General features: G+C 70.4%; 21 protein-coding genes. 9 read left to right on the forward strand and 12 right to left on the reverse strand.

Annotation, left to right across the window (positions count from 1 at the left end; all coding sequences use genetic code 11):
• The first annotated feature begins 55 nt into the window (after positions 1–55).
• The gene (locus tag ACWIF2_RS15590; protein ID WP_454360810.1) at positions 56–1819 is read left to right on the forward strand and encodes a pyridoxal phosphate-dependent aminotransferase; all 1764 of its coding nucleotides are present in this window, start codon (positions 56–58) and stop codon (positions 1817–1819) included.
• A 21-nt stretch (positions 1820–1840) separates the two neighbouring features.
• Here ACWIF2_RS15590 and ACWIF2_RS15595 read toward each other — a convergent pair whose 3' ends face one another.
• Positions 1841–2821 (reverse strand): arabinan endo-1,5-alpha-L-arabinosidase, encoded by a 981-nt coding sequence (locus tag ACWIF2_RS15595; protein WP_454360812.1) that lies wholly within the window; start codon positions 2819–2821, stop codon positions 1841–1843.
• 250 nt (positions 2822–3071) lie between these two features.
• On the opposite strand from ACWIF2_RS15595, the gene ACWIF2_RS15600 reads away from it, so the two are divergent.
• Positions 3072–6371 carry a BTAD domain-containing putative transcriptional regulator gene (locus tag ACWIF2_RS15600; protein ID WP_454360813.1) on the forward strand — a complete coding sequence of 1100 codons (3300 nt, stop codon included), beginning with the start codon at positions 3072–3074 and terminating at the stop codon, positions 6369–6371.
• Between the two features lie 73 nt (positions 6372–6444).
• Here the strand turns inward: ACWIF2_RS15600 and ACWIF2_RS15605 are convergent, their stop codons facing one another.
• From ACWIF2_RS15605 to ACWIF2_RS15615, 3 genes are all read right to left on the reverse strand, one after another.
• Positions 6445–6849: a hypothetical protein gene (locus tag ACWIF2_RS15605; RefSeq protein WP_382493070.1), complete on the reverse strand. Its 405-nt coding sequence runs from the start codon at positions 6847–6849 to the stop codon at positions 6445–6447.
• An 86-nt stretch (positions 6850–6935) separates the two neighbouring features.
• Positions 6936–7457 carry an RNA polymerase sigma factor gene (locus ACWIF2_RS15610; protein ID WP_454360815.1) on the reverse strand — a complete coding sequence of 174 codons (522 nt, stop codon included), beginning with the start codon at positions 7455–7457 and terminating at the stop codon, positions 6936–6938.
• Between the two features lie 104 nt (positions 7458–7561).
• Positions 7562–8014 carry an ATP-binding protein gene (locus tag ACWIF2_RS15615; RefSeq protein WP_454360817.1) on the reverse strand — a complete coding sequence of 151 codons (453 nt, stop codon included), beginning with the start codon at positions 8012–8014 and terminating at the stop codon, positions 7562–7564.
• Positions 8015–8143: 129 nt separating this feature from the next.
• Between ACWIF2_RS15615 and ACWIF2_RS15620 the strand changes: the two genes are divergently transcribed.
• Both ACWIF2_RS15620 and ACWIF2_RS15625 read left to right on the forward strand, forming a co-directional pair.
• Complete coding sequence (locus ACWIF2_RS15620; protein ID WP_454360819.1) at positions 8144–8959, forward strand: helix-turn-helix domain-containing protein; 816 nt, start codon at positions 8144–8146, stop codon at positions 8957–8959.
• The gene (locus tag ACWIF2_RS15625; protein WP_454360821.1) at positions 8956–9138 is read left to right on the forward strand and encodes a DUF397 domain-containing protein; all 183 of its coding nucleotides are present in this window, start codon (positions 8956–8958) and stop codon (positions 9136–9138) included. The genes ACWIF2_RS15620 and ACWIF2_RS15625 overlap by 4 nt, the downstream gene beginning before the upstream one ends.
• Positions 9139–9347: 209 nt before the next feature.
• On the opposite strand, the gene ACWIF2_RS15630 is transcribed toward ACWIF2_RS15625, so the two are convergent.
• Positions 9348–9536, reverse strand: coding sequence for a hypothetical protein (locus ACWIF2_RS15630; RefSeq protein ID WP_454360823.1), 189 nt, complete (start codon positions 9534–9536; stop codon positions 9348–9350).
• A 309-nt stretch (positions 9537–9845) separates the two neighbouring features.
• On the opposite strand from ACWIF2_RS15630, the gene ACWIF2_RS15635 reads away from it, so the two are divergent.
• Entirely contained in the window at positions 9846–10619 is a 774-nt protein-coding gene (locus ACWIF2_RS15635) for an intradiol ring-cleavage dioxygenase (protein ID WP_454360825.1), read from the forward strand.
• 62 nt (positions 10620–10681) lie between these two features.
• Here the strand turns inward: ACWIF2_RS15635 and ACWIF2_RS15640 are convergent, their stop codons facing one another.
• The gene (locus ACWIF2_RS15640) at positions 10682–11236 is read right to left on the reverse strand and encodes a YciI family protein (RefSeq protein WP_454360827.1); all 555 of its coding nucleotides are present in this window, start codon (positions 11234–11236) and stop codon (positions 10682–10684) included.
• Positions 11237–11557: 321 nt separating this feature from the next.
• On the opposite strand from ACWIF2_RS15640, the gene ACWIF2_RS15645 reads away from it, so the two are divergent.
• Both ACWIF2_RS15645 and ACWIF2_RS15650 read left to right on the forward strand, forming a co-directional pair.
• Positions 11558–12856 carry an RNA-guided endonuclease InsQ/TnpB family protein gene (locus ACWIF2_RS15645; RefSeq protein WP_454360828.1) on the forward strand — a complete coding sequence of 433 codons (1299 nt, stop codon included), beginning with the start codon at positions 11558–11560 and terminating at the stop codon, positions 12854–12856.
• Positions 12857–12900: 44 nt separating this feature from the next.
• A complete protein-coding gene (locus ACWIF2_RS15650) occupies positions 12901–13674 on the forward strand; it encodes an alpha/beta fold hydrolase (protein WP_454360912.1) in 774 nt (257 codons plus the stop codon).
• A gap of 90 nt (positions 13675–13764) precedes the next feature.
• Here ACWIF2_RS15650 and ACWIF2_RS15655 read toward each other — a convergent pair whose 3' ends face one another.
• Together ACWIF2_RS15655 and ACWIF2_RS15660 are read right to left on the reverse strand one after the other, a co-directional pair.
• Positions 13765–14409, reverse strand: a complete 645-nt coding sequence (locus ACWIF2_RS15655) for a DUF4360 domain-containing protein (protein ID WP_454360830.1) — start codon at positions 14407–14409, stop codon at positions 13765–13767.
• A 341-nt stretch (positions 14410–14750) separates the two neighbouring features.
• Positions 14751–15209 (reverse strand): RrF2 family transcriptional regulator, encoded by a 459-nt coding sequence (locus ACWIF2_RS15660; protein WP_184592257.1) that lies wholly within the window; start codon positions 15207–15209, stop codon positions 14751–14753.
• A gap of 127 nt (positions 15210–15336) precedes the next feature.
• Between ACWIF2_RS15660 and ACWIF2_RS15665 the strand changes: the two genes are divergently transcribed.
• Positions 15337–18321, forward strand: coding sequence for a glycoside hydrolase family 35 protein (locus ACWIF2_RS15665; protein WP_454360832.1), 2985 nt, complete (start codon positions 15337–15339; stop codon positions 18319–18321).
• Positions 18322–18451: 130 nt separating this feature from the next.
• The gene (locus ACWIF2_RS15670) at positions 18452–19507 is read left to right on the forward strand and encodes a hypothetical protein (RefSeq protein ID WP_454360834.1); all 1056 of its coding nucleotides are present in this window, start codon (positions 18452–18454) and stop codon (positions 19505–19507) included.
• A gap of 16 nt (positions 19508–19523) precedes the next feature.
• On the opposite strand, the gene arfA is transcribed toward ACWIF2_RS15670, so the two are convergent.
• The 4 genes from arfA to ACWIF2_RS15690 form a co-directional block, all read right to left on the reverse strand.
• Positions 19524–21035 carry an arabinosylfuranosidase ArfA gene (gene arfA / locus ACWIF2_RS15675; protein WP_454360836.1) on the reverse strand — a complete coding sequence of 504 codons (1512 nt, stop codon included), beginning with the start codon at positions 21033–21035 and terminating at the stop codon, positions 19524–19526.
• 80 nt (positions 21036–21115) lie between these two features.
• Positions 21116–21964: a carbohydrate ABC transporter permease gene (locus ACWIF2_RS15680; RefSeq protein WP_454360838.1), complete on the reverse strand. Its 849-nt coding sequence runs from the start codon at positions 21962–21964 to the stop codon at positions 21116–21118.
• Positions 21961–22902, reverse strand: coding sequence for a carbohydrate ABC transporter permease (locus tag ACWIF2_RS15685; RefSeq protein ID WP_454360840.1), 942 nt, complete (start codon positions 22900–22902; stop codon positions 21961–21963). The genes ACWIF2_RS15680 and ACWIF2_RS15685 overlap by 4 nt, the downstream gene beginning before the upstream one ends.
• Positions 22899–24254 (reverse strand): extracellular solute-binding protein, encoded by a 1356-nt coding sequence (locus tag ACWIF2_RS15690; protein ID WP_454360842.1) that lies wholly within the window; start codon positions 24252–24254, stop codon positions 22899–22901. Before ACWIF2_RS15690 ends, ACWIF2_RS15685 begins: the two co-directional genes overlap by 4 nt.
• Positions 24255–24299 lie beyond the last annotated feature (45 nt).

A 24299-nucleotide genomic window follows, 5' to 3' on the forward strand; every position in this document is an offset into this window, starting at 1 on the left:
CCCTTAAACGTCGGGTCCGGCCGTCCCCAACGGACCCGCCTCATACGGAGGTTCCATGGCCGACAACGTCACGTCGCTGTTCCGCAGTACCGCGGCACACAGCCCGTCGATGGCGGCTCTGACACGCGAGGGCGGCGAGGGAGCCGGCCCCGTGGACTTCTGTATCCCCTGCAACCCGTACTTCCCCACCCCGGCCATGTTCGACGACATGTCGGCCAGACTCCGCGACATCATCACGTACTACCCCAGCGGCGCCGACACCATCACGGCCGAACTGTGCAGCCTGCTCCAGCTGCCGCCGCAGTGCGTGGCCATGGGCAACGGCTCCACCGAGCTCATCACCTGGATCGACCACCTGCTGGTCCGCGAGTCCCTCGCCATCCCCGTCCCCACCTTCGGCCGCTGGACCGACCAGCCCATGGAGACCGGCAAGCGGGTCGACATGTTCCCGCTCCAGGAGTCCAGCGGCTTCGCCCTCGATCTCGCGCAGTACGCCGAGTTCATCCGCGCGAGGGGCACGCGCGTCGCCGTCATCTGCAACCCCAACAACCCCGACGGCGGCTTCCTCCACAAGCACGCCATCGTGCAGTTCATGGACGCCATGGCCGACCTCGACCTGGTCGTCATCGACGAGTCGTTCCTGGAGTTCGCGGACGCCGAGGCCGAGCCGTCCGTCGTCCAGGAGGCCATGCTGCGGCCCAACGTCATCGTGCTGCGCAGCCTCGGCAAGAACTTCGGCCTGCACGGCATCCGCTTCGGCTACCTCGTCGCCAACCCGGCGCTCGCGGGCCGCGTCCGGTCGATGCTGCCGAAGTGGAACCTCAACTCCTTCGCCGAGCACGTGGTGTTCATGCTCAAGGAGCACGGCGCCGAGTACGCGCAGAGCCTCCAGCAGGTGCGCCGCGACCGGCTCGACATGGCCAGCCAGCTCTCCGCCCTGCCCGGTCTTACCGTCTACCCGTCGCAGGGCAACTTCCTCTTCGTGCGCCTGCCCGTGGGCGCCGAGGGCACCGTGGTCCGGGACAGGATGCTCACCGAGCACCGGATCCTGGTCCGCGAGTGCGGCAACAAGATCGGTTCGTCCAGTCGCTTCCTGCGTCTCGTCGTGCGCCCCCAGGTGGACGTGCGTCGCCTGGTGTCCGGCCTGGAACAGGTGCTCTACGGGACGTCCAGGAGGGGAGCCGCCGTACCTGAGCTGGGCAACGGGACCAGCTACAGCTCGGGTACGGCGGCCGTGGACCGTCTGGTGAGCGAGACCAACGGGTCGGGCATGCGGGGGCTCGCCGCTCAGGCCACCGGTTTCGGTGGTCCGGGGCCCGCCGCGGCCCCGGCTGCCGCCGGCACCGGCATGCCGCTCCCCGCCACCGCGTCCGCCGCACCGGCGGGCCCGGGCGGAGGGATGCCGATGCCGGCGGCGGCCCAGCTGGGCCAGATGCCGCAGATGGGCCAGATGCCGCAGATGGGTCAGATGGGGCAGCAGCAGATGCCACAGGCGGTGCCGCAGCCCGTGCCCCAGCCGGTTCCGCAGCCCGCTCCGCAGCCCATGGCCGCACCGCTCCAGCAGCCACTGGCCCCCGCCGCCCAAGCCCCGACCCCCGCTCCGGCTCCGGTCCCCACCCCAGCCCCGGCGCCGGTCCCTGCTCCGGCGCCGGCTCCCATACCGGCCGCCGCCGGACCCACCCCGCCTGGCGTTCCCGCCCGGGGCGGCCTGACGGCCGCTCAGGTCAGGGGCACGAACGGCTTGTCCCCCGCCCCGGCCACTGGCTGGCCGGGCACCCAGGCGTGGCCCAACGCGGCGGGCATGGGGGCCGCGGGCTAGAAGCCTCTCGCCGTAGCGAGGTCAGTACGCGACGGGCCATCCGCTGCTCCAGTTCAGGAGGTTAATGCCCAGCTTGGGTGTGCCGTTGTCGTTGCCGTCGTAGTAGTGGTAGACGATCAGGTCGCCGTCGACGTCCTTCATGATCGACTGTCCGCCGGGGCCGATGACGTTGCCGTGCGACTCCAGGACGGGTGTGCCGCCGTTGTTCATCAGGTCGACGCCGTTCCTGTCGCGGTACGGCCCGGTGACGGCGGAGGCGCGCCCGACCTTGACCTTGTAGGTCGAGCTCGTCCCGTTGCAGCAGGTGTCGAACGAGGCGAAGAGGTAGTAGTAGCCGCCCCGTTTGACGATGAAGGGCGCCTCGACGGCCTTGGTCCCGGTGGGGCGGGAGGCGAGCGAGTAGCGGGTGGTGTTGGAGGAGAGCTGCTTCCCGGTGGACGGGTTGATCTGGATCATCTTGAGCCCGGTCCACCAACTGCCGAACGACAGCCACCACTTGCCGTCGTCGTTCACGAACAGGTTCGGGTCGATGGCGTTGAAGTCGCTGGACGAGCCGGATGTGTAGACGGTGCCCTGGTCGGTCCAGCTGCCCGGCTGGCCGGTGCTGGAGGTCGCGAGTCCGATGGCGGACGTGTTCGAGCCGAACTTCGAGACGGAGTAGTACATCAGGTACTTGCCGCCGTGGTACGAGATGTCCGGCGCCCAGGCCTCCGGCACGGAGGAGTAGTTCCGCCACCAGCTGGGCCTGCTGGAGAACGCGTCGCCGCCGTTCCTGAAGGCCGTACGGTCGCCGGACGTCTTGTTGGCGATGCCGCCGCCGGTGGCGTAGAGCAGGTACTGGCCGGACGAGGTGCGGATCATCGACGGGTCGTGGGTGACGATGTCACCGGTGACGCGGCCGGGGTTGGGATACGCGGACGCCGTGCCCGGGACGAGGGCGAGCAGGAAGGCGGCGGGGAGGGCGAGCAGGGCGGTTCTCTTACGCAGGACGGAGCGGCTCATGCGGATCCTCCTTGCGGTGGGGGTGCTTGCGGTGGGGGTGAGCACTGTTCGATATCTCGAATGGCGATCGCAAGTTCGAACGGGACCGTAGAATCGAACCCCTTGCGCGTCAATGGTCCGCGCAGCAAACAGGTGTGACCAGCCTGTGAGATCCGTTGAAGATCCGTTGATACGCCGTTTAGGCCCACGCCGGACGATCGAGGCTGGACAGGGGGAAGGACCAGGGCACTGCACGAAGGGGGGAGGCCCTGTGGAGTTCCGGTTGCTCGGGACCGTGGAGGCCCACCTGGGTGCGCGCCCGGCGGATCTCGGCCATGCCAAGCAACGGTGCGTACTGGCCGTGCTGTTGTGCGACGCGGGCCGGGTGGTGTCGGCGGAGCGGCTGATCGACCGGGTGTGGGGCGAGAACCCGCCGGGCTCGGTTCGCAACATCCTGTCGGGGTACGTCGGCCGGTTGCGTGCCGCACTGCGTTCCGCGGGCGCCCCCGGGGTGCCCCTGACGCGCAGCTCCGGCGGCTATCTGCTCGACGTCGACCCCGAGTCGGTCGACGTCCACCGCTTCCGCCGGCTGGTGGCCGAGGCCCGCCGTACCGCCGACGCCGGCCGGGCCGCCGAACTGCTGCGCGACGCCCTCGGCCTGTGGCAGGGGGAAGCCCTGTCGGGCCTGCTCGGCGCCTGGGCGCAGGAGACCCGCGCCGGACTGGGCGACGAGCACCTCACGGCGGAACTCCGGTACCACGAACTCGGATTACGGCTGGACCGCCACCCCCAGGCGCTGGAACGGCTACGGCAGCTCGCCGCGGCGCACCCCCTGGACGAGCGGGTCGTACGGCACCTGATGACCGCGCTGTGCCGCGGCGACCGCCAGGCCGAGGCGCTGGAGGCCTACGAGGACACCCGGCACCGCCTCGCCGAGGAACTCGGCGTCGACCCCGGACCCGAACTGCGGGCCCTGCACCGCCGGATCCTGCGGGGCCCGGCCGAACCGCCCGAGCCCGCCGGTGCCCGTGTGGCGCCGGAACCCGCCGCTGCCCGCGTCGTACCGGCCGAACTGCCCCACGACGTGGCGGGATTCAGCGGCCGTACGGAGGCCACGGCCCGGCTGGGCGCACCGCCGGCGGAGGACGGGCAGGCCGGGGTGCCGGTCGTGATCTCGGTGATCAGCGGCGCGGCGGGCGTCGGCAAGACCGCGCTGGCCGTGCACGTCGCGCACCAGGTGCGGGACCGCTTCCCCGACGGCCAGCTCTACGTCAACCTGCGCGGCTACGACCACGAGAGCGCCCCCATGGACCCGCAGCAGGCCCTCGGCCAGCTGTTGCGCAGCCTGGGCCTGACGCCGCAGCAGATCCCCTCCGACCCGGACGAACAGGCCCGCCGCTACCGCTCCCTGCTGGACGGGCGGCGGATGCTCATCCTGCTGGACAACGCCGCCTCGGTCCGGCAGGTCCGTCCGCTCCTGCCCGGCAGCCCCACCTGCCGCGTCCTGGTCACCAGCCGCCACCGGCTGACCGGCCTGGTCGCCCAGAACGGCGCCGAGCCGCTGCGCCTCGACGTCCTCGCCCCGCCCGAGGCCCGGGCGCTGCTGGCCGCGGTCCTGGGCGAGCGGCGCGTGGCCGCCGAACCGGAGGCGGCCGGGGAACTGGCCCGCCGGTGCGGGCTGCTGCCCCTGGCCCTGCGGGTGGCCGCAGCGCATCTGCTCGGCGACCGGGACCGCCCCCTCGCCGACCTGGCCGCCGAGCTGGCGGACGGCGACCGGCTGGCCACGCTGGAGCTGGACGACGACCGCTCCTCCGCCGTGAGCGCCGCCTTCGGCCTCTCCTACCGCGCCCTGGCCCCGGACGCCCGACGGCTCTTCCGCCTCCTCGGCCTGATCCCCGGCCCCGACCTCACCCGCCCGGCCGCCGCGGCGCTCCTCGACACCTCCGAGTCCCGGGCCGGGACCCTCCTCACCACCCTGGCGACGGCCCACCTGATCGAGTCCCCCGCACCCGGCCGCTACCTCTTCCACGACCTGCTGCGCGACTACGCCCGCGAGCGCGCCACGGCCGAGGAGCCCCCGCCGGAGCGGGCGGCGGCCGAGGAGCGCCTGTTCGCCTCCTACCTCCGCACCGCCGAGACGGCGGGCGGCGCCCTCCCCTGGCAGTACCCCCAACTCCCCCACGACCCGGCCGGCCCCGACGGATCCCCCGCCACCACCCCGGACGAGATCACCGAAGCCCGGAACCGGCTCGACTCGGAACGAGCCAATCTGCTGGCCGCCGTGGAACACACCGCCGACTCCGGCCCACGGCACATCGCCTGGCACCTGATGACCGCCCTCCTGCGCTACTGCTGGCTCGACCTGCCGCGCGGCGTCTGGCAGTCCGCCGCCCAGGCCGCGCTGCGGGCGGCTGAGGCCGACGAGGACAAGCGCGGCCAGGCCGCCATGCACCGCAGCCTGGGCATCGCCCACTGGGACATGGGCCACCACCCCCAGGCCATCGACCACCACACCCGTGTCCTGCGCCTGCACCGAGAGACCGGCGACCTGCTGGGCCAAGCCCTGGCCCTGGGCGGACTGGGCCTGGTGGACGCGGAGGCGGCCCGCCTCGACGACGCCCTGCGGCACTTCACCGAGGCTCTCAGGCTGTCCCGCGAGGCCGGACGCCTCGACGCCGAGGCACAGGCACTGACCGGCCTGGGCCTGGCCTACCGGGACCGGGGCCGGCTGGAGCTGTCCGCCGGACACCTGGAGCAGGCCCTGCGCACGCTCCACAGGGCCGGGGCCGATGACGAGCCCCACCGCCTGCCCGCGCTCAGCGCGGTGTACTGGGAACAGGGCAGGCTGCGGGAGGCGGCCAGGGCGCTGGGCGCGGCGGACGACGACAGCACCGGGACAGGTACCGGAGCAGGCATCGGGACAGGCACCGGGGCGGTGCCCTCCGAACCGCGGAACGCCAACCCCACGACCCTCGACATCACGGCCAGGATCGCGCTGGACCTCGGCCGCCACGAGCAGGCACTGGCGTACGCCGAACGCTCCCTCCGCCTCGCCGAGAACACCGGCCGGAACCGGCTGCTGGCGATCGCCCTCACCACACTCGCCGACGCCCGCCTGCGCACGGGCCACCCGGAGGAAGCCGCCCGCACCCACGAGCGCGCCCTGTCCATCGCCCGCGAGGTGGGCAACCAGCGCACAGAAGCCGAGACCCTGCTGGGCCTCGCCGAGGCCCACCGGGCACGTCGGCACGACCGCGAGGCACTGGCCCACGCCCGCCGGGCACTGGCCCTCGCCCACCGGGGCGGCTTCGACGTCGTCAAGGCCCGGACCCTGACGGAGCTCGCGGCGATCCACATCGCGCGGAACCGCCCCGTCGCCGGACGCACCCGCGCCCACTCGGCGATCACCCTCCACCGCCGCACGGGCCACCGCCTGGGCGAGGCCAGGTCCCTGGTCGTCCTGGGCCAGGCCCTGCACGCCCTGGGCGACCCCACCGCCGGCGCGGTCCGGCAGCGGGCCCGGGTCCTCTACGACGACACCGGCGCCCGCGCTCCCGGCGACCTCACGTGACGCCGGGAGGTACGGCAGCGGCGGTGGGGGCGGCGGCACCGGCCACCACCCCCACCGCGCTACCACCGGCAGGTCAGCACATCTCGACGCGAGGGCTGTACCTCTCACCGCCCGCGCTGTCCTGCGTGTAGGTGTAGTAGAAGCCCTTGCCCTTGCAGGTGCCGCGGGCGGTCAGGTCGACGTTGGCGGCGGACTGGGTGGCGGATCCGACCTTCACGTCGGAGCCGTTGTTGACCCACTTGTACGTCGTCACCGTGACGGTCTGGGAGTCGTCACCGGCACAGCCCCGGCGGCCTCCCGCGCCGGAGAGATCGTTTCCGGTCTGCACCACGTTGTCGGCGTACAGCTCGCAGGCCTTCACCTTCGTCTGCGGTGCCGAGGACGCCGCGGAGGACGGCGCGGCCGCGGCCATCGGGGTCGCCAGACCCGCCACCGCGACGGCGGCAAGGGTTCCGGTCAGAATCCGACGCTTGATCATGTTCAGCTCCCCGTGTCGTGTCGGGCTTTCACCGGGTACACGAACAGCGCCGCCGCCCCGCATGTCAGGCATCGCTGTGACGCCCGTCACTCACGAGGCCCGAGCAACCGACGGAGCCGCCGCACAGCCCGTGTCCGGTACCGGGCCGCGGTCCCCCGCCCTATCCCCAGGATCCGCGCCGCCTGCTCGGTCGTGTAGCCGTCCAGGTCGACGAGGATCACCACGCTGGCCTGCTGACGCGGCAGTTGATCGAGCAGCCGGACGGCCTCGATCTCGGCGGTACGCTGCTCGACACCGCCGTCCCAGACGCCGAGGGTTCCCCGGTGCGGCTCGCCTCCCTCCTCCCCGGTCGGCACCTGCCTGCGCTCACGCCGCCAGGCGTCCCGGGTCGTACTCGCCAGCGCGGAGAAGGCGTACGCGGCCGGCTCCGGATGCTCCAGGAACCTGCGCGGCCGCGAGGCCAGTTTCAGATACACCTCGTGGACGGCGTCCTCACCCCCCTGCGCGGCCCCACTGAGGGCGGCCGCGCGGGCGTACAGCTTGGGCAACATCCCACAGAACACCTCATCGAACGACGTGCTGCGGGCTTCGGCAGATGTCTGGCTCATTGATCCTGCAATCCCCGTGAGTACGTGCAGAGCGTTTGCAGGGGGACTCTTCTCCGCACTCGTGGAAGGGGGATTGAGGAAATGTTGAGCGCCGACTTCGGCGACTACGGGACGGCGCCCGGCAGATCGACCTCGGCGCGAACGGTCTTGCCGGGCTCCCGCCCCAGCACTTCCCACCGATCGGCGAGCGCGTCGACGAGAAGGAGACCCCGGCCGCTCTCGTCGAGCGGACGCGGAGGGCGCACTTCTCGCGGCCCGGGCGGGTGCGTCCCGGCCAACGAATCACTGACTTCCACCCGCACGCCACCGGTGCCGAGACTGAGTCGCAACTCGAAGTCCCGCCCCGGCACACGCCCGTGCGTCACGGCGTTTGTGGCCAACTCGGCGACGATCAGGACGACGGCCTCGGAGGCATCGGAGCCGTGGGGGATGCCCCAGCCGTGCAGCTGATGAGCGGCCAGACGCCGAGCGAGACGGGCGCCGCGCGGGGTGGCACTGAGACGCTGACTGAACACACGTACGGTAACCGGGGGTTGAGGCGAGGTTCTTGCTGTCATGCGCCCAATGTGGCGGGTGAGAGCCGAAGTTCTCCAGGTCGGCGCCGCGTACGCTGCGACAGCGTACGCGGTGACGGACTGGACAGTACTGGTGACGTCCCGTAACCATGCCTCCGGAGGTGACCGACAGTGGTCGATGAGCCGGAGTCGTCGGACAGTCTGCGGACGTTCGGAGCGGTGGTCCAGGGCTTGCGCGAACACGCGGGGCTGAGCAGGGAGGAGTTCGGAGAACTGGTGCGGTTCTCCAAACACACGGTGGCGTCCGTGGAGTTGGGGAGACGGATGCCGGATCCGGAGTTCGTTACTCGGGCGGAGGAGGTCTTCGGCAGGACGGGGGCGTTACGGAAGGCGGCGGGGTGTCTGGAGAGGCAGCCGGGGTTGGCGGCTTGGTTTCGGCGGTGGGCGCAGTTGGAGCAGGTGGCGATCACCCTCTATACCTACGAGTGCCGGATGATTCCGGGGTTACTACAGACGGAGGCGTACGCCCGAGCACTGTTCGCCAGTCAGTTGCCGCCGCTGGACGACTCACAAATCGACCAGCGCTGGGCCGCTCGGGCCGAGCGGCAGAGGCTGCTGCAGGAACGGCCGAACACCGCGTTCAACTTCATCCTGGAGGAGCACGTGCTCCTACGGTGCACAGGCGGGGTGGAGGTCACGAGGGAACTCATCGATCACGTTCTGGAGATCGCGGTGCTTCGGAACGTCGAGATTCAGATCATGCCGATGAGACAAGGGGCGCACGCCGGGTTGGCGGGACCCATGCAACTGCTGGAAACACCTGAGAACCGATGGTTCGCCTATAACGAAGGCCAGCGAGGCGGCCTCTTCATCTCCGACCCGAAAGAGCTCAGCGTTCTCCAAAGGCGTTATGCCAGGATGCGTTCACAGGCTCTCACCCTCGAAGACTCCGTGAGCCTGTTGCAGCGGATGCGAGGAGACCTATGAGCACCGTCGAACTCACCTGGTTCAAGTCCAGCTACAGCAGCAGCGGCGACGGCGACTGCGTCGAGATAGCCACCTGCCCCGAAGCCATCCACATCCGCGACTCCAAGAACAAGCAGGGCCCCCAGCTCACCCTCTCCCCCACCACTTGGTCGGCTTTCCTCACGCACGCCACCAAGTAACTGTCGGGGCCGCCCGCTTCTTTGGCAGTGTCGTGCTTCCACGGCCTGCCTCAAGGGCGCTTCGCGTCGCCTTCGGCGATGACCCTTCGGGTCCCCCTTGACCCAGTCCGTTCCAGCACGGGAGAGAAGCGAGCGAGCGGCCCGGAAAGACGGGTGGCCAGGGCGGTCGGACCCTACAGCCGACTCCATGGCCACTCGGCGATGCGGGACTACTCGTCCCCGCCACTCTGCTGTGAGCGGGAACCCCGGCTCGCACTACGGGTCAGTTCGCTGCCGAGCAGCGTCGCCTTGGCCACACCCCGTGCCCAGCGTGGGGCGTCGCCCCGTGCCGCCCAGAAGACGCAGACGCAGCCTCCGATGACGAGCAGAACGACGACCGACAGTATGAGCACGAGCATGCTCGACCCCTATTTCTTGTGATGGTTCCGCGCCATCCTCTCAGGCCACGCCACCGCCATAGGAGCACTTGGGCCTGCACCACCTCCACCCCAAGGCACCTGACCTGGCCTTTTCCCTCACAGGCAGCCCAAACGCTCCAACTGCCGCTCGCCCCGCCCCCTCCGCCCAGCCGGAGGCGCGCCACTGACCAAGAAGCGGGCGGCCCACCAGCACCTCACAACCCCCCTGTCCGACAAGGCACTTGACGGCCTATCACTTTGCCGAACTCACAGCTCATCAACAGCCTCCCCTTCTAATCTGCCGTGCTCATGACAGACAAAGACTCGGGCACCAACTCATCGGCACACACCCCCATCGGCCGCCGTACCGTACTGCTCGCCACCGGCGCCACCGCCGCCACCCTCGCAGTCGGTACCGCCACACCCGACAAGACGACCACCGCCCCCGCCCCCGTCGCCGCAGCAGCCGTCTGCACCCTCACCAAGGAGATGACCGAAGGCCCGTACTACCTCGACGGGCAGTACGTCCGCTCGGACATCAGCGAGGACAAGACGGGCATCCCCCTGAACCTGACGCTCACTGTCGTGGACGACGACACCTGCGTCCCGCTCAAGAGCGCCCTGGTCGAGATCTGGCACTCGGACGCGCTCGGCGAGTACTCCGGCTTCGTCGGCAACAACGGCCACGACGAGCCCGACAACGGCACGTTCCTGCGCGGCGGCGTCCTGACCGACTCCAACGGCATCGCGAAGATCACCACGATCTACCCGGGCTGGTACCGAGGCCGCTGCGTGCACATCCACATCAAGGTCCACACGGACGTGACCCTGACCCCCGACGGCTCCTTCACCGGCGGCGAGGAACTCCACACCGGCCAGCTCTTCTTCACCGAGACGATCACGACCAGGGTCGCGGCACTCGCCGCGTACAAGGTCAACACGGTCCCCCGCACCACCCTGGCCCAGGACTCCATCTACGACGAGGGAGGCGCCGCCTCAGGCCTCCTCACCCTCACACCCCTCGGCAGCACGACCTCCGCCGGTTACGCCGGCACGCTGACGTTAGGCGTGGAACAGGGCTGACGCCCGACGCACGGCCCCGGGCCGAAGAGGTCGGCAGTCCCCTGCCGGCCCGGGGCCACTCGTCACCGCCGCCCCCCGAACTCCCAAGCCCTCACCTCGACCTCCGCATACCGCCCTTCCCCCAGTACGCCACGCGCCGCCTCCGCATCCGAGGCCCGCACCAGCACCCCCGTACCCACCCACACCTCACCGTCGTCCGACAGCAGCGGCCCGTAAGCGATCAGCTCGTCCCGGGCCGCTCCAGAAGGCACTTCGAGGTCGATGGCCGGGTCCGGGCCGAGGCCGATGACCAGGTACCTGTTGCCGGCCGTCCGGCCGCCGGGGAAATCCCACATGGTGCGGCCCAGCAGGTTGCGCCAGCGGCGGAGCAGTACGTCCCGGTACACCCCTGCCTGGTAGTTGGGCTCGTCGAAGGCGAACGCCCGCGCGGCGGCGGAATCCGGCAGTTCCACGATGTGCACACTGCCGGTCGGTGTCTCCCCGTCATCCGCGAAGGTCGGGCCACGGGCGATCAACTCGGCCTCGTACCGGTCCATGTACGCCCAGTGCGCCTCCCCCAGTTCCTCACGGAGTTGCAGGGAGCCGACCCGGTCACGGTGGTAACAGAAGAACTCCATGACCCCAGAACCTTCCATCTCGACCGCTGGCTACGCTCGTCTCTCCACCTTGCTTGCCGGGCAGGGTGCCCGGTCCTTTAGGGCCGGGGTGAATGCCCGCTCCCGCGTAGCGGGGCAGGGGGGAAGCCGAATCGCCGTCAGGGCGACTCGGCGTCTCGGAAGAGACGGTGGTGAGGCCGGCCTGGAGCCGTTCGTGGTGCCGGCAGGTTGAGGGCCCGGTGGGCGGGGCGTCCTGGAAGGCAAGGGCGTGCCGGTCACTCGCACGGGTGATGTTGGTCGAAGTCGTGCGCGGGAGGGGAACGGGGTGTCTAGGTTCGTGGCATGTCACGTTTCCGGATGTATCCGTCGCGCGCGCAGGCCGAGCAGATGCTCACGCACTGCGCGCACGCCCGATACGTCTGGAACCTCGCTGTCGAGCAGCACGCGCACTGGCGCCGGTGGCGCACGTCGGCGCCCGGTTTCGCGGAGCAGTGCCGTCAGCTCACCGAGGCCCGGCGGGAGAACGAGTGGCTGGGTTCGGGGAACGCGGACGTGCAGCAGCAGGCCTTGAAGGACTTCGCCAGGGCCAAGAACGCCAGGTTCACGTCCGGGTTCGGTGAGCCGACCTGGCGCAGGAAGCACGTGCACGAGGGCTTCCGGGTCATCGGCACCGACCGTGTACCGGAATACCACGCGGACGGGTCGCCGAAGCTGAACGCGAAGACCGGCAGGCAGGTCATGGGCCGGTCGGTGGTCGTGCACAGGCTCAACCGGCGGTGGGCGCAGGTCAGGGTGCCCGGCTGCGGCTGGGTCCGCTTCCGCCTCAGCGCCCAGGGCAAAGGTGCGAAGCTGCCCGATGCCAAGACGTTCCGGGTCACCTTCCGCAACGGGCAGTGGCACATCGCGTTCGTCGTCATCCCCGATCCGGTCGAAGGGCCGGGCACGGGCGAGGTCATCGGCATCGACCGGGGCGTCACGGTCACCGCTGCCCTCTCCGACGGACAGAAGCTGAACTGTCCCCAGCTCACCACCCGCGAGCGGGCGCAGATCCGCAAGCACCAGCGGCGGGCTGCTCGCGCCCCCAAGCGCAGCAAGGCCAAGGCGGCCGAGTGCGCGAAGGCTGCCAGGCTCAAGGCGCGGGAGGCGAACCGGCGTAAGGACTGGTGCGAGAAGACCAGCACCATGCTCGCCCGCTGCTATGACCTTGTCCGGTTCGAGAAGCTGAACATCAAGACGATGACCCGCTCCGCGAAGGGAACCGTGGGGCGGCCCGGCCAGAACGTGGCGCAGAAGTCCGGCCTGAACCGGTCGATCCTGGCCCAGGGCTGGGGCCTGCTCCGACGACGCACCGAGCACAAAGCCCCCGGCCGGGTCGAAGACGTACCCGCCCCCTACACGTCTCTGCGGTGCAGTGCCTGTGGTTGGATCGACAAGAACTCGCGCAAGAGCCAAGCCGAGTTCGAGTGTTCCTCCTGCGGCTTCACCTGCAACGCGGACACCAACGCCAGTATCAACGTCGCGGCAGGACAGGGCGGGATCCCCCGCCCCCGGCGAGCAGCCGGTGCCGGAGGGACGACACCCCTCAAGGGGTCGAGCGTCCGTGAACCTCAGCCCGAATGGGCTGGAATCCCCCTCTTTTAAGAGGGGGAGGATGTCAACGATTCGTGACCGCAGGAGAACACGCCGTGCGCAGCGCCGCCGTAACGCCCGAGGGCGATCACATCCGCTGGGTCGAGTTGCCGGGGCAGGGGCCGCCGCGCGTCTACGTGCACGGGCTGGGCGCCACATCGCCCGCCTATTTCACGGAGGTCGCGGTCGATCCCCGGCTGGCCGGACGCCGGTCGCTGTTGATCGACCTGCTGGGGCACGGCATCAGCGACCGGCCGACCACCTTCGACTACACGCTGGAATCACACGCCGACGCCCTCGCCGACGCCCTGACCCAGGCCGGTGTCGAGGGCGCGGAGCTGATCGCGCACAGCATGGGCGGCTCCGTGGCCATCGTCCTGGCCGCCCGCCGCCCCCGCCTGGTGTCCCGGCTGGTCCTGATCGACGCCAACCTCGATCCGATCCCGCGTGTGCCCGGGTCGTCCGGCAGCAGCGGTATCGCCTCCTACACCGAGGCGGAGTTCACGCGGGGCGGCGGCTGGGAGGAGGTCCGCGACCGGGTCGGGGCGCACTGGTGGTCCACCATGCGGCTGGCCGGCCGGGAGGCCCTGCACCGCAGCGCGTCGCATCTCATTCGCGGCTCCGTCCCCACCATGCGGGAACTCCTGCTCGATCTGAAGATCCCGCGCGCCTTCCTGCTCCCCGAGGCCGACGGTCCGCTCCCGGGCGCGGACGCCCTCGTCGAGTCGGGGGTGTCCGTCGTCGCGATTCCCGACTGCGGCCACAACATCATGCTGGACAACCCGGAGGCCTTCGTGGAAGCCACCGCTGCGGCGCTCGAAGAGCGGTAGGAGCAGCCATAGAGGAGCAGACGAAGAGCGCGGCCCACCCCCACGGGTGGGCCGCTCCCGTCAGCGCGTCAGTCCGTCAGCCCGTCAGGACTACGGGCACTCCTTCCACGCCAGGTGGTACACCGTGCTGATGTCCCCGTCCGTCGAGTCCATCGTCATGAAGCTGACCTTGTCGGCCGACTGGGTGCCGGCGTTGACCCGGATCTCGGTGTTGATGTTGAAGTTGCGCTGGACTCCGCAGGGTGCGTAGACCAGTTGGGCCCAGTCCGTCTCGTCGGTGGCCTGCCAGTTGTCGTTGAGAGGGCCGCTGAAGGGGTGGTTCTTGTACACGGTGCTGGGCGAGCCCTGGAAGTAGTACGAGGCCCGCTGGGACGCGCTCGCGCCGCGCTGGAGGGAGGCGAAGCCTCGGTAGTCCGCGCTCGCGATGGCGTAGGTGAAGCCGCCGGGGACGTGGACCTTCAGGTTGAGCTGGCAGTTCCTGCGGAACGCGGTCGGGTCGGAGTTCCCGCCCGCCTGGGCGAGGTAGTCGCTGTAGGTCACCGTGAAGGCGGTGTTGTCCTCGGAGACGGCGACCGCCGCCGTGCCCTGCGGACAGCCGGAGCCGTTCACCGTGGCGACCTGGATGATGATCTTGTCCGGGGGCGGGTCGTCGAACCCGGAGGACGGGGATGTCGCGGGGAGTGCGCTGGTGAGGAGCGCGGCTACCGCGCCGCTCAGGAGCAGGCCACCGGCCATGGTTCTCCCATCGGTTCGTGGGGGGTGGATCATGAAGTGGGCATGCGCATGTCAAGATCGCATGTCAAGATCACAGCTGATGACCGCGCACGCACCCCCGGCCTGTGACCATTCCATGAAGGAGCTGTGAAGGCCGGGAGCGGTCGCATCGTACGCAGGGCGGGAGAGGTCGGCCAGGGCGCACTCCGGCCATTCACAGTGGCGGGATTTCGCACCGGGCGCGGGAGGGCGCATAGGGTGCCTTAGCCAGTGTCCAGTGCCTCAGCCCCAGGAGACTCCCCGAGGACGCGATGAGGATCATCCAGGGATTCGCCCACCGGAGCACCCGCGGACGCTGCCCGTCAGGGGTTCTCCCAGGCCGCCGGTTCCGCCGCCAGCCGCTCCACCTGCTCGGGCAGCGCGCCGGCCGCGAGGTCGGCGACCGTCACGCCCTCCAGGATCCTGCGCACATTGGCCCGCAGGGCGATCCACAGCGGCAGCAGCGGCTCGGCGGTGCCGCTGTAGGCGAGACCGGTCGGGCGCTCGCCGCGCACCGAGACGATCGGCCCGTCCACCGCCCGGATCACGTCCGCGACGGTGATCTCCGAGGCCTCCCGGGCCAGCCGGTAGCCGCCGCCCCCGCCCCGCCGGCTGTCGACGACTCCCCCGCGCCGCAGATCGCCGAGGATCCCCTCCAGGAACTTGTGGGGGATGTCCTGCGCGGTGGCGACGGCCTCCGCCTTGACCGGCCCTTCCTCCTGCCGGGCGGCCAGCTCCACGACCGCTCGTACCGCGTAGTCCGCACGTGCCGAGATCCTCATAGGACCATTGTCGCGGTCGGCCTGTGGACAATGACGCACAGCACCACCCGGGCACCACACACTCGGCACGACCCAGCCACCACGTAGGCACCACGCACGGCACGGCAGCACAACAGGAGGCGCTCCCTTGGAGCTCAGCAGGCGTACCTTCCACGCTCTCGCCGGCACGGCGGCGCTCGGCTTCGCGCTGACCGGCAGCGGGTCGCCGACCTCCGCCCATACGGCACGGACCGCGCCCACGGGCCCGCCGCCACCGGTGCCGAGCGCGGACGGCAAGCGGCACCGGATCGGCTTCGACCGGTACTCGCTGGTGGTCGACGGCCGCCGCCTGGTGCTCTGGTCGGGCGAGATGCACCCGTTCCGGCTGCCGAGCCCGTCCCTGTGGCGTGACGTGCTGGAGAAGATGCGCGCCCATGGCTACAACGCCGTCAGCGTGTACGTCGCCTGGAACTACCACTCCGCCGCTCCCGGCCGGTACGACTTCACCGGGGTGCGCGATCTGGACCTGTTCCTGCGGACGGCCGCCGAGACCGGCCTGTACGTGATCCTGCGGCCCGGCCCGTACATCAACGCGGAGGTCGACGCCGGCGGCTTCCCCGGCTGGCTGACCGCCACCGAGGCCAAGGCCCGGACCTCCGACCCGACGTATCTGAAGTATGTCGACGAGTGGCTGACCGCCGTCAACGCCGTCGTGGCGAAGCGCCTGTTCACCCGGGGTACGGGCACGGTCCTGCTCTACCAGATCGAGAACGAGTACGACGCGCACGTCGACGACCCGGCCGGGCGCGCCTACATGGCGTACCTGTACGAGAAGGTCCGCGCCGACGGCATCGACGTACCGCTGTTCCACAACGACAAGGGGAGGAACGGGTACTGGGCCCCGGGGTCGTTCGGCACCGGCGGGGAGAAGGGGCGCTGGCTGTACGGGTTCGACGGATACCCGGAGCCGGAGCAGGTGCCGCCCGACTGGGGGCACTTCGGGTCCGGCGGTGCGAAGGGCGGGGCCACGGCCAGTCCGCGCACGCCCGGGTTCGTGCCCGAGTTCGGCGGGGGCTGGTTCGACCCGTGGGGCGGGTCCTGGTTCGGCGGGAAGGGGTACGCCGAGTCGCGGCGGACCCGGGACGCGGCGTACGAGCGGCGCTTCTACCTCACCAACCTCGCCAACGGCATCACCCTGCACAACGTCTACATGACGTTCGGCGGCACCTCCTGGGGCTGGCTGCCCGCACCGGCCGTCTACACGTCGTACGACTACGGCGCGGCCTTCGACGAGGCCCGCAACGCCACCCCCAAGCTCGCCTCGATGCACCAGATCGGGCAGTCGGTGCGCCACCTGCCCGACCTCGCCAAGCTGAACCGGGCGAAGGCCGTGCGCGCCACCGACAAGCGGATCAAGGTCTACCACCTGACCAACCCCGACACCGGCGCCCACTTCTACGTCCTGCGCAACGACTCCGCCGAGGCGGTCTCGGTGACACTGCCGGACGCCGGGATCGACGTGCCGGTCATGGTCCCGGCGCGGGACGCCAAGCTGATCGCGGCCGATCTGAGACTCGGGAAGCGGACGCTGGTGCACGCCACCGTGCAGCCGATGCTGAGCCTGACCGCCGGACGGCAGGACATCGCGGTGTTCGCGGGCCGGCGGGGCGATCTCGCGCAGGTCGTGCTGGAGTGCGTCGACGAGCCGACACCCATGCGGCTGGACGCGGAGCCCGCGTGGTCCTGGAACCTCAACAAGCTGAACATCACCGCTCCGCTCGGCGCCGGCGGGCTGAGCCGGGTGCGGGTCGAGGGCGACGGCGTGGACACGCCGATGCTGGTGCTGTTCGCCGACGACGCGACCTCCCTGCGGCTGTGGCCGTACGAGACACCGTCCGGTCAACTCCTCGTCTACGGCCCCGCCCTGCTGCGGTCGGCGACCCTGCGCGGCTCGACGGCCCACCTCACCGGCGACACCACCGGCGCGACCGGCCTGGAGGTGTGGGGGCCACCCGGGATCACCCATGTGACGTGGAACGGGCGTGCGGTACCCACGCGGATCAGTGCCTCCGGAAGCCTGCTGGCGCTGAAGCCGCTCCCCGGGGTGACCCGGCCGGCCCTGCCATCGCTCGACAGCTGGCGGCGGCGGACCGAGAACCCGGAGGCCGAGCCCGGTTTCGACGACTCGGGCTGGACGGTGGCCGACAGGACGACCTCCTTCAGCACGACACCCGTCCCCGACGGGCAGCCCGTCCTGTTCGCCGACGACTACGGCTTCCACTACGGCGACGTCTGGTACCGGGGCGAGTGGAACGACGAGAACGGCGTCGAGTCCGTCTCCCTCGCGTACAGCACGGGCACACAGGGTCTGCTCATGGCCTGGCTGGACGGCGAGCCGCTGGGCACGCACCGGATGCCCGTACCGGACAAGAGCCGCGCCCGGCAGGGGACGTGGACCGCCAAGGCCACCTTTGCCCTGCCTGAGGAACTGCGGGAGCGGTTCCGTGAGGCGCGGGACGGGAGGCGCGACCGGCATGTGCTGTCCGTGCTCGTCCGGCCGATGCAGCACGACATGGACGGCAAGGCGCTCGACACGCACAAGGCGGCGCGCGGACTGACCGCCGTCACCTTCGAGGGCGCCTCCGCCGAGGTGAAGTGGCGTATCCAGGGTGCGTCCACGCCCGACCCCGTGCGCGGGCCGATGAACAACGGCGGGCTGTACGGGGAGCGCGAGGGCTGGCATCTGCCGGAGCACGAGGCCGGGGCCGGGGACTGGAAGGACGTCGAGCTCCCCCGGGCCGATCGGCGCCAGGGCGTCACCTGGTACCGGACGAACTTCCGGCTGGACGTCGATCCTGGCATCGACGCCTCGATCGGGCTCGTCCTCGACGACGAACCGGACCGGGCCTACCGCGTTCAGATCTTCCTCAACGGCTGGAACATGGGCCAGTACATCAACGACGTAGGTCCGCAGCACACCTTCGTGCTGCCGAACGGGATCCTCCGCACACGTGGGGCCAACACACTGGCGCTGGCGGTGCTGTCGGACGGCACCACACCTGCCGGGCCGAAGGACGTACGGCTGACCCTGCTGGGCGCGGCTGCGGGAGGAGTGCCGGTCAAGCCCGTGTGACCGGATCGAGCCGTCCGGGCGCATTGCCTTCTCCGGCGGGCTGGGCCACCGTGTTGCCTCGCATCCGCCGAAGAGGGAGGGGAACCTCGTGCGAAGACGGCGTTTCATCAGCGGATTAGCCGGTGCCGGAGTGGGGCTGGCACTCGCCCCGGCCGCGATCGCCCGGGACACCGGCGCGCCCCGTGAGTGGCAGGCCGTTCCGGTGCCGGACGGCACACCGGCCGCGCAGCTGCGGGACGTCGCGGCCGCCGGAGCCGGTCTCGCGTGGGCCGTGGGCGAGGAGGGCCGCAGTGGGAGCACGCTGGGTTCGCCGCTCGCCCTGGCCTGGGACGGCGCGGCATGGGCGCGCACCGGCCTCGGTCATCTGGGCTGGCGCGGGTATCTGCAGTCCGTCGCCGGTACGTGTGCCCGCTCGGCGTGGGCCGTCGGCACCGACACGGCCGGGGCCACGCACGTGCTGCGGTGGGACGGGCAGACCTGGCGGGAGACCGACTTCCCCGGCCGGGGCCAGTCCGGCACGTCCCTCACCGGCGTCGCGGTCGACCCCGGTGGCGGAGCCTGGTTCTCCGGTCGCGCTTCCGACGGCCGACTGCTCCTGCACCGGGACGGCGGCACCTGGACCTGGCTCCCCGCGCCCCCGAGCGCGACCGCCGCCACGCCTTCGGGTGTCCAGCTCACCCCGGCCGGTGACGTCTGGTTGTACGGCGTCGGGATCGTCGCCCGCTGGGACGGCTCCGCCTGGCGCGAGCTGCCCGCCTACCAGGGCATCCGGGCGAGCATCACCGGGCTGCTGCCGGTGGCGGACGACGACCTGTGGCTCGTCGGCTACGACTACGGTGTGGGCGGCCCGATCGGTAAGCCCCCCGGCGTCCTGCTGCTGCACGGCGACGGCAGCACCTGGCGGGGAGTGACCGGGCCGTTCGGCGTCGGCATGCTCAACGGGATCGTCGCCGACGCCCAGGGACAGCCGGACCGTATCGCCGGCTGGGACTTCTGGGACCAGACCCGGGCCCACTACCTGCGCTGGGACGGCACGGCCTGGGTGAGCGAGCGGGGGCCGGTGGCCACGACCCCCGTCGTCATGAACGCCCTTGCCTCCGTGCCGGGTTCGGCGGACGGCTACTGGGCGGTCGGCACGACGTCGACCTCGGCGTCCTCGGCCGCCCTGTTGCGGATCGAACGCTGATCCGCCCGTCCGGCTGTCACGCCAGCCGGATGACGTTCCAGGACAGCGGCTCCAGGACGGTGCTCAGCGTGCCGTCCTGGAGAGCCGTGCCCTCGACCTGGTGCGGCGCGACCCGCTCGGGGTCGTCGAGGGTGTTGCGGGCGTCGGGGTCGGCGTCCGCGAGGGCGCTGTGCTCGACGACCGTCGACAGGCCGAGCCCGCTCAGGGCGACCTCGAGCGGCAGCGCCTCGGTGCGGCCGCGGTTGACGGCGAACACGGTGACCGTGCCGTCGTCGGCGCGGACCGCCGTGGCGTGCAGGAGGTCCGCCTCGCCGTACTTCTTCGTCTCGTACGTGGGAGAGTCCACGCGGACGTCCAGGACCTCGCCGCGGCCGTACTTCGACGCCTGCGCGAACGGGAAGAACGTCGTCTGCCGCCAGGCCGCGCCGCCCGGCTCGGTCATGATCGGGGCGATGACGTTGACGAGCTGGGCGAGGCAGGCGACCGTGACGCGGTCGGCGTGCCGGAGCAGGGCGATGAGGAGCGAGCCGAAGACGACCGCGTCCATGACGCTGTAGTTGTCCTCCAGGAGGCGGGGGGCCTCCGCCCAGTCCCGCGCGCCGGAGTTCTCGATCTCGTGCCACTCCGAGATGTACCAGACGTTCCACTCGTCGAAGGAGAGGTTGATCTTCTTCTTCGACTTCAGCTTCGCGCCGATGTGGTCGGCGGTGGCGACCACGTTCTCGATGAAGGACTCCATGTCGACGGCGGAGGCCAGGAAGGAGTCGACGTCGCCGTTCTCGGGCTGGTAGTAGGCGTGCAGGGAGATGTGGTCGACGAGGTCGTACGTCTCCTCCAGGACCGTCGCCTCCCACGCGGCGAAGGTCGGCATGGACTGGCTGGAGGAGCCACAGGCGACGAGTTCGACGCCCGGGTCGATCTGCCGCATCGCGCGGGCCGTCTCGGCGGCGATCCGGCCGTACTCCTGGGCGGTCTTGTGGCCGGTCTGCCAGGGGCCGTCCATCTCGTTGCCCAGGCACCACAGCTTGATGCCGAAGGGGTCCTTGTCGCCGTGCGCGGCACGCAGGTCGGACAGGGCCGTGCCGGCCGGGTGGTTGGCGTACTCCTGGAGTTCGAGGGCCTCGGCGACGCCCCGGGTGCCGAGGTTGAGAGCCATCATGGGCTCCGCCTGGGGGCCGATCTTCTTCAGGAAGGCGATGTACTCGGAGAGGCCGAAGCGGTTGGTCTCGGTGGAGCGCCAGGCGAGGTCGAGGCGGCGGGGGCGGTCCTCGACGGGGCCGACGGAGTCTTCCCACTTGTAGCCGGAGACGAAGTTTCCGCCGGGGTAGCGGATGGTGGTGACGCCGAGTTCTTTCACGAGGTCCAGGACGTCCTGGCGGAGGCCGGCTTCGTCGGCTGTGGGGTGGTCGGGTTCGAAGAGGCCGGTGTAGACGCAGCGGCCGAGGTGTTCCACGAAGCTTCCGAAGAGGCGGGGGTTTACTTCGCCGATGGTGAAGGCGGGGTCGAGGGTGAAGCGGGCGGTGTTCATGCTTGCCTTTCGAGGTTCGGTTCCGGCTGCGGGTGATTCGTGGCTGGTCGCGCAGTTCCCCGCGCCCCTGGGTTGGGCTCCTACTGACCTGCCAAGCCTGTGTGGGCGACGCCCGCCACAATCTGGCGTTGGAAGAACACGAAGACGATGATCAGGGGCAGGCCCGCCATCAGGCCGCCGGCCATGAGTTGGGCCCATTGGATGCCGTAGGAGTTCATGACGGTCGCGATGCCGTTCGGCATGGTCATCAGGTCGGGGTTGTTCGTCACCATGTAGGGCCAGAGGAAGTTGTTCCAGGAGGCGATGAAGGTGAAGATGCCGACCGCCGCGAGCGACGGACGGGAGAGCGGGAGGACGATGGTGAAGAAGACCCGCCAGCGGCCCGCGCCGTCGATGAACGCGGCCTCCTCCAGTTCGCGCGGGATGCCCTGGAAGAACTTGTAGAGGATGTAGACCATCGCGGCGGGCGCGCACTGGGGCAGGATCATGCCCCAGTAGGTGTCCACCATGCCCATCTGCTGGACGGTGGTGAACAGCGGCACGCCGAGGACCGCCGGGGAGATCATCAGGCCCGCCATGACCAGCCCCATCAGGGCGTTCTTGCCGCGGAACTCGGTGCGGGCGAAGCCGTATCCGGCGAGGGCGCTCACCAGCAGGACGACGGACGTCACGCAGACCGAGACGACCAGGGAGTTCACGAACCAGTTGGTGATGTTGCCGGTCTCGAACAGGGCCCTCCAGGCCTGGCCCGTCCAGTCCTCGGGGAGCCAGTGCGGGGGGACCTCGACCGCCTCGGTCTCCGACTTGAGCGAGGTGAACAGGCCCCAGGCGAAGGGGGCCAGGAAGACGGCGGAGACGGCGGTGCCGAGGAGGGTGAGCACGATCTGGCTGGGCGTCCACGGCTTGCGGGGGTGCGCGGCTGTGCTCATCGGGCGGCCTCCTCACGGCCTCGCAGCAGCCACATCCGGGCGAGGGCGACGGCCGCGATGATCACGAAGAAGATGACGGAGATGGCGGAGGCGTAGCCCACGCGGTAGCTGGTGAAGCCCTCTTCGAGGGTGTACTGGACGAAGGTGCGCGTGGATCCCTCGGGCCCTGGGAGGAAGTCCATCATCACGACGGCCTGGTCGAAGACCTGGAGCGAGGCCAGGATCTGCAGGGCGATGACGAGCCCGGTGATGTTGCGCAGCATGGGCAGGGTGATGTGGACCATGCGGTGCCAGGCGTTGGCGCCGTCCAGTTTGGCGGCCTCGTAGAGGTGGCCGGGGATGCCCTGGAGCGCGGCGAGGTAGAGCAGGAAGCTGAAGCCGACCGTCCACCACAGGGTCTGGATGACGATGGCGAGCATCGCGTAGGACTTGTCGGTCAGCCAGGGCGTCTCGATGCCGAAGACGTGGTTGATCATTCCGGTGCCGGGGTTGAACAGCCACTGCCACAGGTTGGCCGCGACGGTGGACGGCAGCAGGAACGGGGCGAAGAAGCACAGTCGCCACAGCCACTTGCCGCGTTCGATGTGGTGGGCGAGCATCGCGAGGAGGAAGGCGAGGACCGTGATGCAGGGGACGACCAGGAGCGTGAAGTACGCGCTGTGGCCGAGGGAGTCCCACACCAGGGGGTCCTCGATGGCCTCGCGGTAGTTGTCGAGTCCGATGAAGCTCGCGCCTTCGCCGGAGATGTTGGCGTCGGTGAGGCTGAGCCAGACGCCGCGCAGCAGCGGCCAGATCACGAACAGGGCGAAGAGCGCGAGGAACGGGGCGACGAACCAGCCGCCGTGCTGGAAGCCCTGGCCGCGGCGGAGGCGGGCGCTGGCGGCGGCGGTCTTCACGCGTGCGGGTGCGGCGATGCTCTGGGCGCTGGTCGCCGTCATGCGGCCGCACCTCCCTCGGCGGCGGTGCGGCCGTCCATGGGGTTCTTCATGGCGAGCAGTTGGGTGAGCGCGCTGTTCATCCGGCGGGCGGCGGTCCCGGGGTCGGCGGAGCCCACCGTGGCGGAGACGACGATCGGGCCGACGCGCTGGGCGAGGATGCCGGTGGAGCCCGCGAACCAGACCTTCGGTTCGGTGGCCTGGTGGTCCATGGCCGAGGCGTACTCGCTCTGCGGTTTCAGCTCCTTGTACGTGGCCGTGGACAGGGTGGGCGTGTAGGCGGGGATGTGTCCGCCGGCCGCCCACTGCCGGGCGTGCCGGACGACGTAGGCGGCGAGTCGGTGGGCGGCCTCGTTGGTGGGGCCGCCGCGGTCGGACTGGTGCGGCAGGACGAAGGCGTGCGACTCGGCGTGGGTGGCCTGTTTGCCGAAGACGGGCGGCAGCGGGGTCGCGCCGTAGTCGAGCTTCGCTCCGGAGTAGACCGGGACCGACCAGTTGCCCTCCCAGGCGAAGGGCGCGCCGTTGACGAACTGTTCGGCGCCGACGGAGCCCATGCCGGGGTCGGCGTAGCCGTCGGCGGTGTGGCGGCGCAGGAACTCCAGGACCTGGGTGGCCTTGTCGGTGTCGAAGGTGACCTCGGTGTGGGCGGCGTCGAACCAGGTGCCGCCGAGCTGGGTGTAGAAGGCGACGAAGAACCACCACTGGAAGTTCTGGTCGTTGGCCCACAGGCCGATGGTCTGGAGGCCCTTCTTGGTGGCCTTTTTGGCCTCCTTGAGGACGTCGAACCACTCGTCGGGGGAGGTGACCGGCACGATCCGGCCGTCGTCGCCGAGCAGCCCCGCCTTCTTCAGCACGTCCTTGCGGTAGAAGCAGAGCTGGACGTGGATGTCGAGCGGGAGGGCGTAGAGCTTGCCGTCGATGACGGCGCGCTTCCACAGCGCGGGGTTGAAGTCCTCCTCCCGTACGCCGTACTCGGCGAGCAGGCCGACGTCCCAGGGGTCGAGGAAGCGGCCGGGCGAGAAGCCGGTGACCCGGCCGAGGTGCATGACGCCGAGGTCGGGTGCGCGGTTGCCCGCGGCGGCCATGGCGAGCTTGGTGTAGAAGGGGCTGCCCCACTGGAGCGTGGAGTCCTTCACCGCGATGTCCGGGTTGTCCTTACGGAAGGCGTCCAGCATGGCGATCATGTTGGAGCCGTCGCCGCCGCTGAAGAGGTTCCAGTACCGGACGCGGGTGTTCGCACTCGAGGCGAGCGCGTCGGCTCCGGTGCCGGCCGCGGCGAAGCCGAAGCTGCCCGCGACCAGGAGTCCTCCGAGTCCGCCCAGTAGCTGTCTGCGGTTCAGGTCAGGTCGTCCCATTCCCTGCCCTTACTGTCGGTGTGCCCTAACTGTCGACACGTTCGT

The sequence above is a fragment of the Streptomyces sp. NPDC055506 genome (assembly GCF_053643595.1).

Coding starts and splice junctions, on each gene's coding strand:
- ACWIF2_RS15690 (WP_454360842.1), bottom strand. CDS start 24,254: ATGGGACGACCTGACCTGAACCGCAGACAGCTACTGGGCGGACTCGGA.
- ACWIF2_RS15595 (WP_454360812.1), bottom strand. CDS start 2,821: ATGAGCCGCTCCGTCCTGCGTAAGAGAACCGCCCTGCTCGCCCTCCCC.
- ACWIF2_RS15605 (WP_382493070.1), bottom strand. CDS start 6,849: ATGATCAAGCGTCGGATTCTGACCGGAACCCTTGCCGCCGTCGCGGTG.
- ACWIF2_RS15590 (WP_454360810.1), top strand. CDS start 56: ATGGCCGACAACGTCACGTCGCTGTTCCGCAGTACCGCGGCACACAGC.
- ACWIF2_RS15635 (WP_454360825.1), top strand. CDS start 9,846: ATGACAGACAAAGACTCGGGCACCAACTCATCGGCACACACCCCCATC.
- arfA (WP_454360836.1), bottom strand. CDS start 21,035: ATGAACACCGCCCGCTTCACCCTCGACCCCGCCTTCACCATCGGCGAA.
- ACWIF2_RS15625 (WP_454360821.1), top strand. CDS start 8,956: ATGAGCACCGTCGAACTCACCTGGTTCAAGTCCAGCTACAGCAGCAGC.
- ACWIF2_RS15630 (WP_454360823.1), bottom strand. CDS start 9,536: ATGCTCGTGCTCATACTGTCGGTCGTCGTTCTGCTCGTCATCGGAGGC.
- ACWIF2_RS15615 (WP_454360817.1), bottom strand. CDS start 8,014: ATGACAGCAAGAACCTCGCCTCAACCCCCGGTTACCGTACGTGTGTTC.
- ACWIF2_RS15660 (WP_184592257.1), bottom strand. CDS start 15,209: ATGAGGATCTCGGCACGTGCGGACTACGCGGTACGAGCGGTCGTGGAG.
- ACWIF2_RS15610 (WP_454360815.1), bottom strand. CDS start 7,457: ATGAGCCAGACATCTGCCGAAGCCCGCAGCACGTCGTTCGATGAGGTG.
- ACWIF2_RS15640 (WP_454360827.1), bottom strand. CDS start 11,236: ATGGAGTTCTTCTGTTACCACCGTGACCGGGTCGGCTCCCTGCAACTC.
- ACWIF2_RS15655 (WP_454360830.1), bottom strand. CDS start 14,409: ATGGCCGGTGGCCTGCTCCTGAGCGGCGCGGTAGCCGCGCTCCTCACC.
- ACWIF2_RS15645 (WP_454360828.1), top strand. CDS start 11,558: ATGTCACGTTTCCGGATGTATCCGTCGCGCGCGCAGGCCGAGCAGATG.
- ACWIF2_RS15680 (WP_454360838.1), bottom strand. CDS start 21,964: ATGAGCACAGCCGCGCACCCCCGCAAGCCGTGGACGCCCAGCCAGATC.
- ACWIF2_RS15685 (WP_454360840.1), bottom strand. CDS start 22,902: ATGACGGCGACCAGCGCCCAGAGCATCGCCGCACCCGCACGCGTGAAG.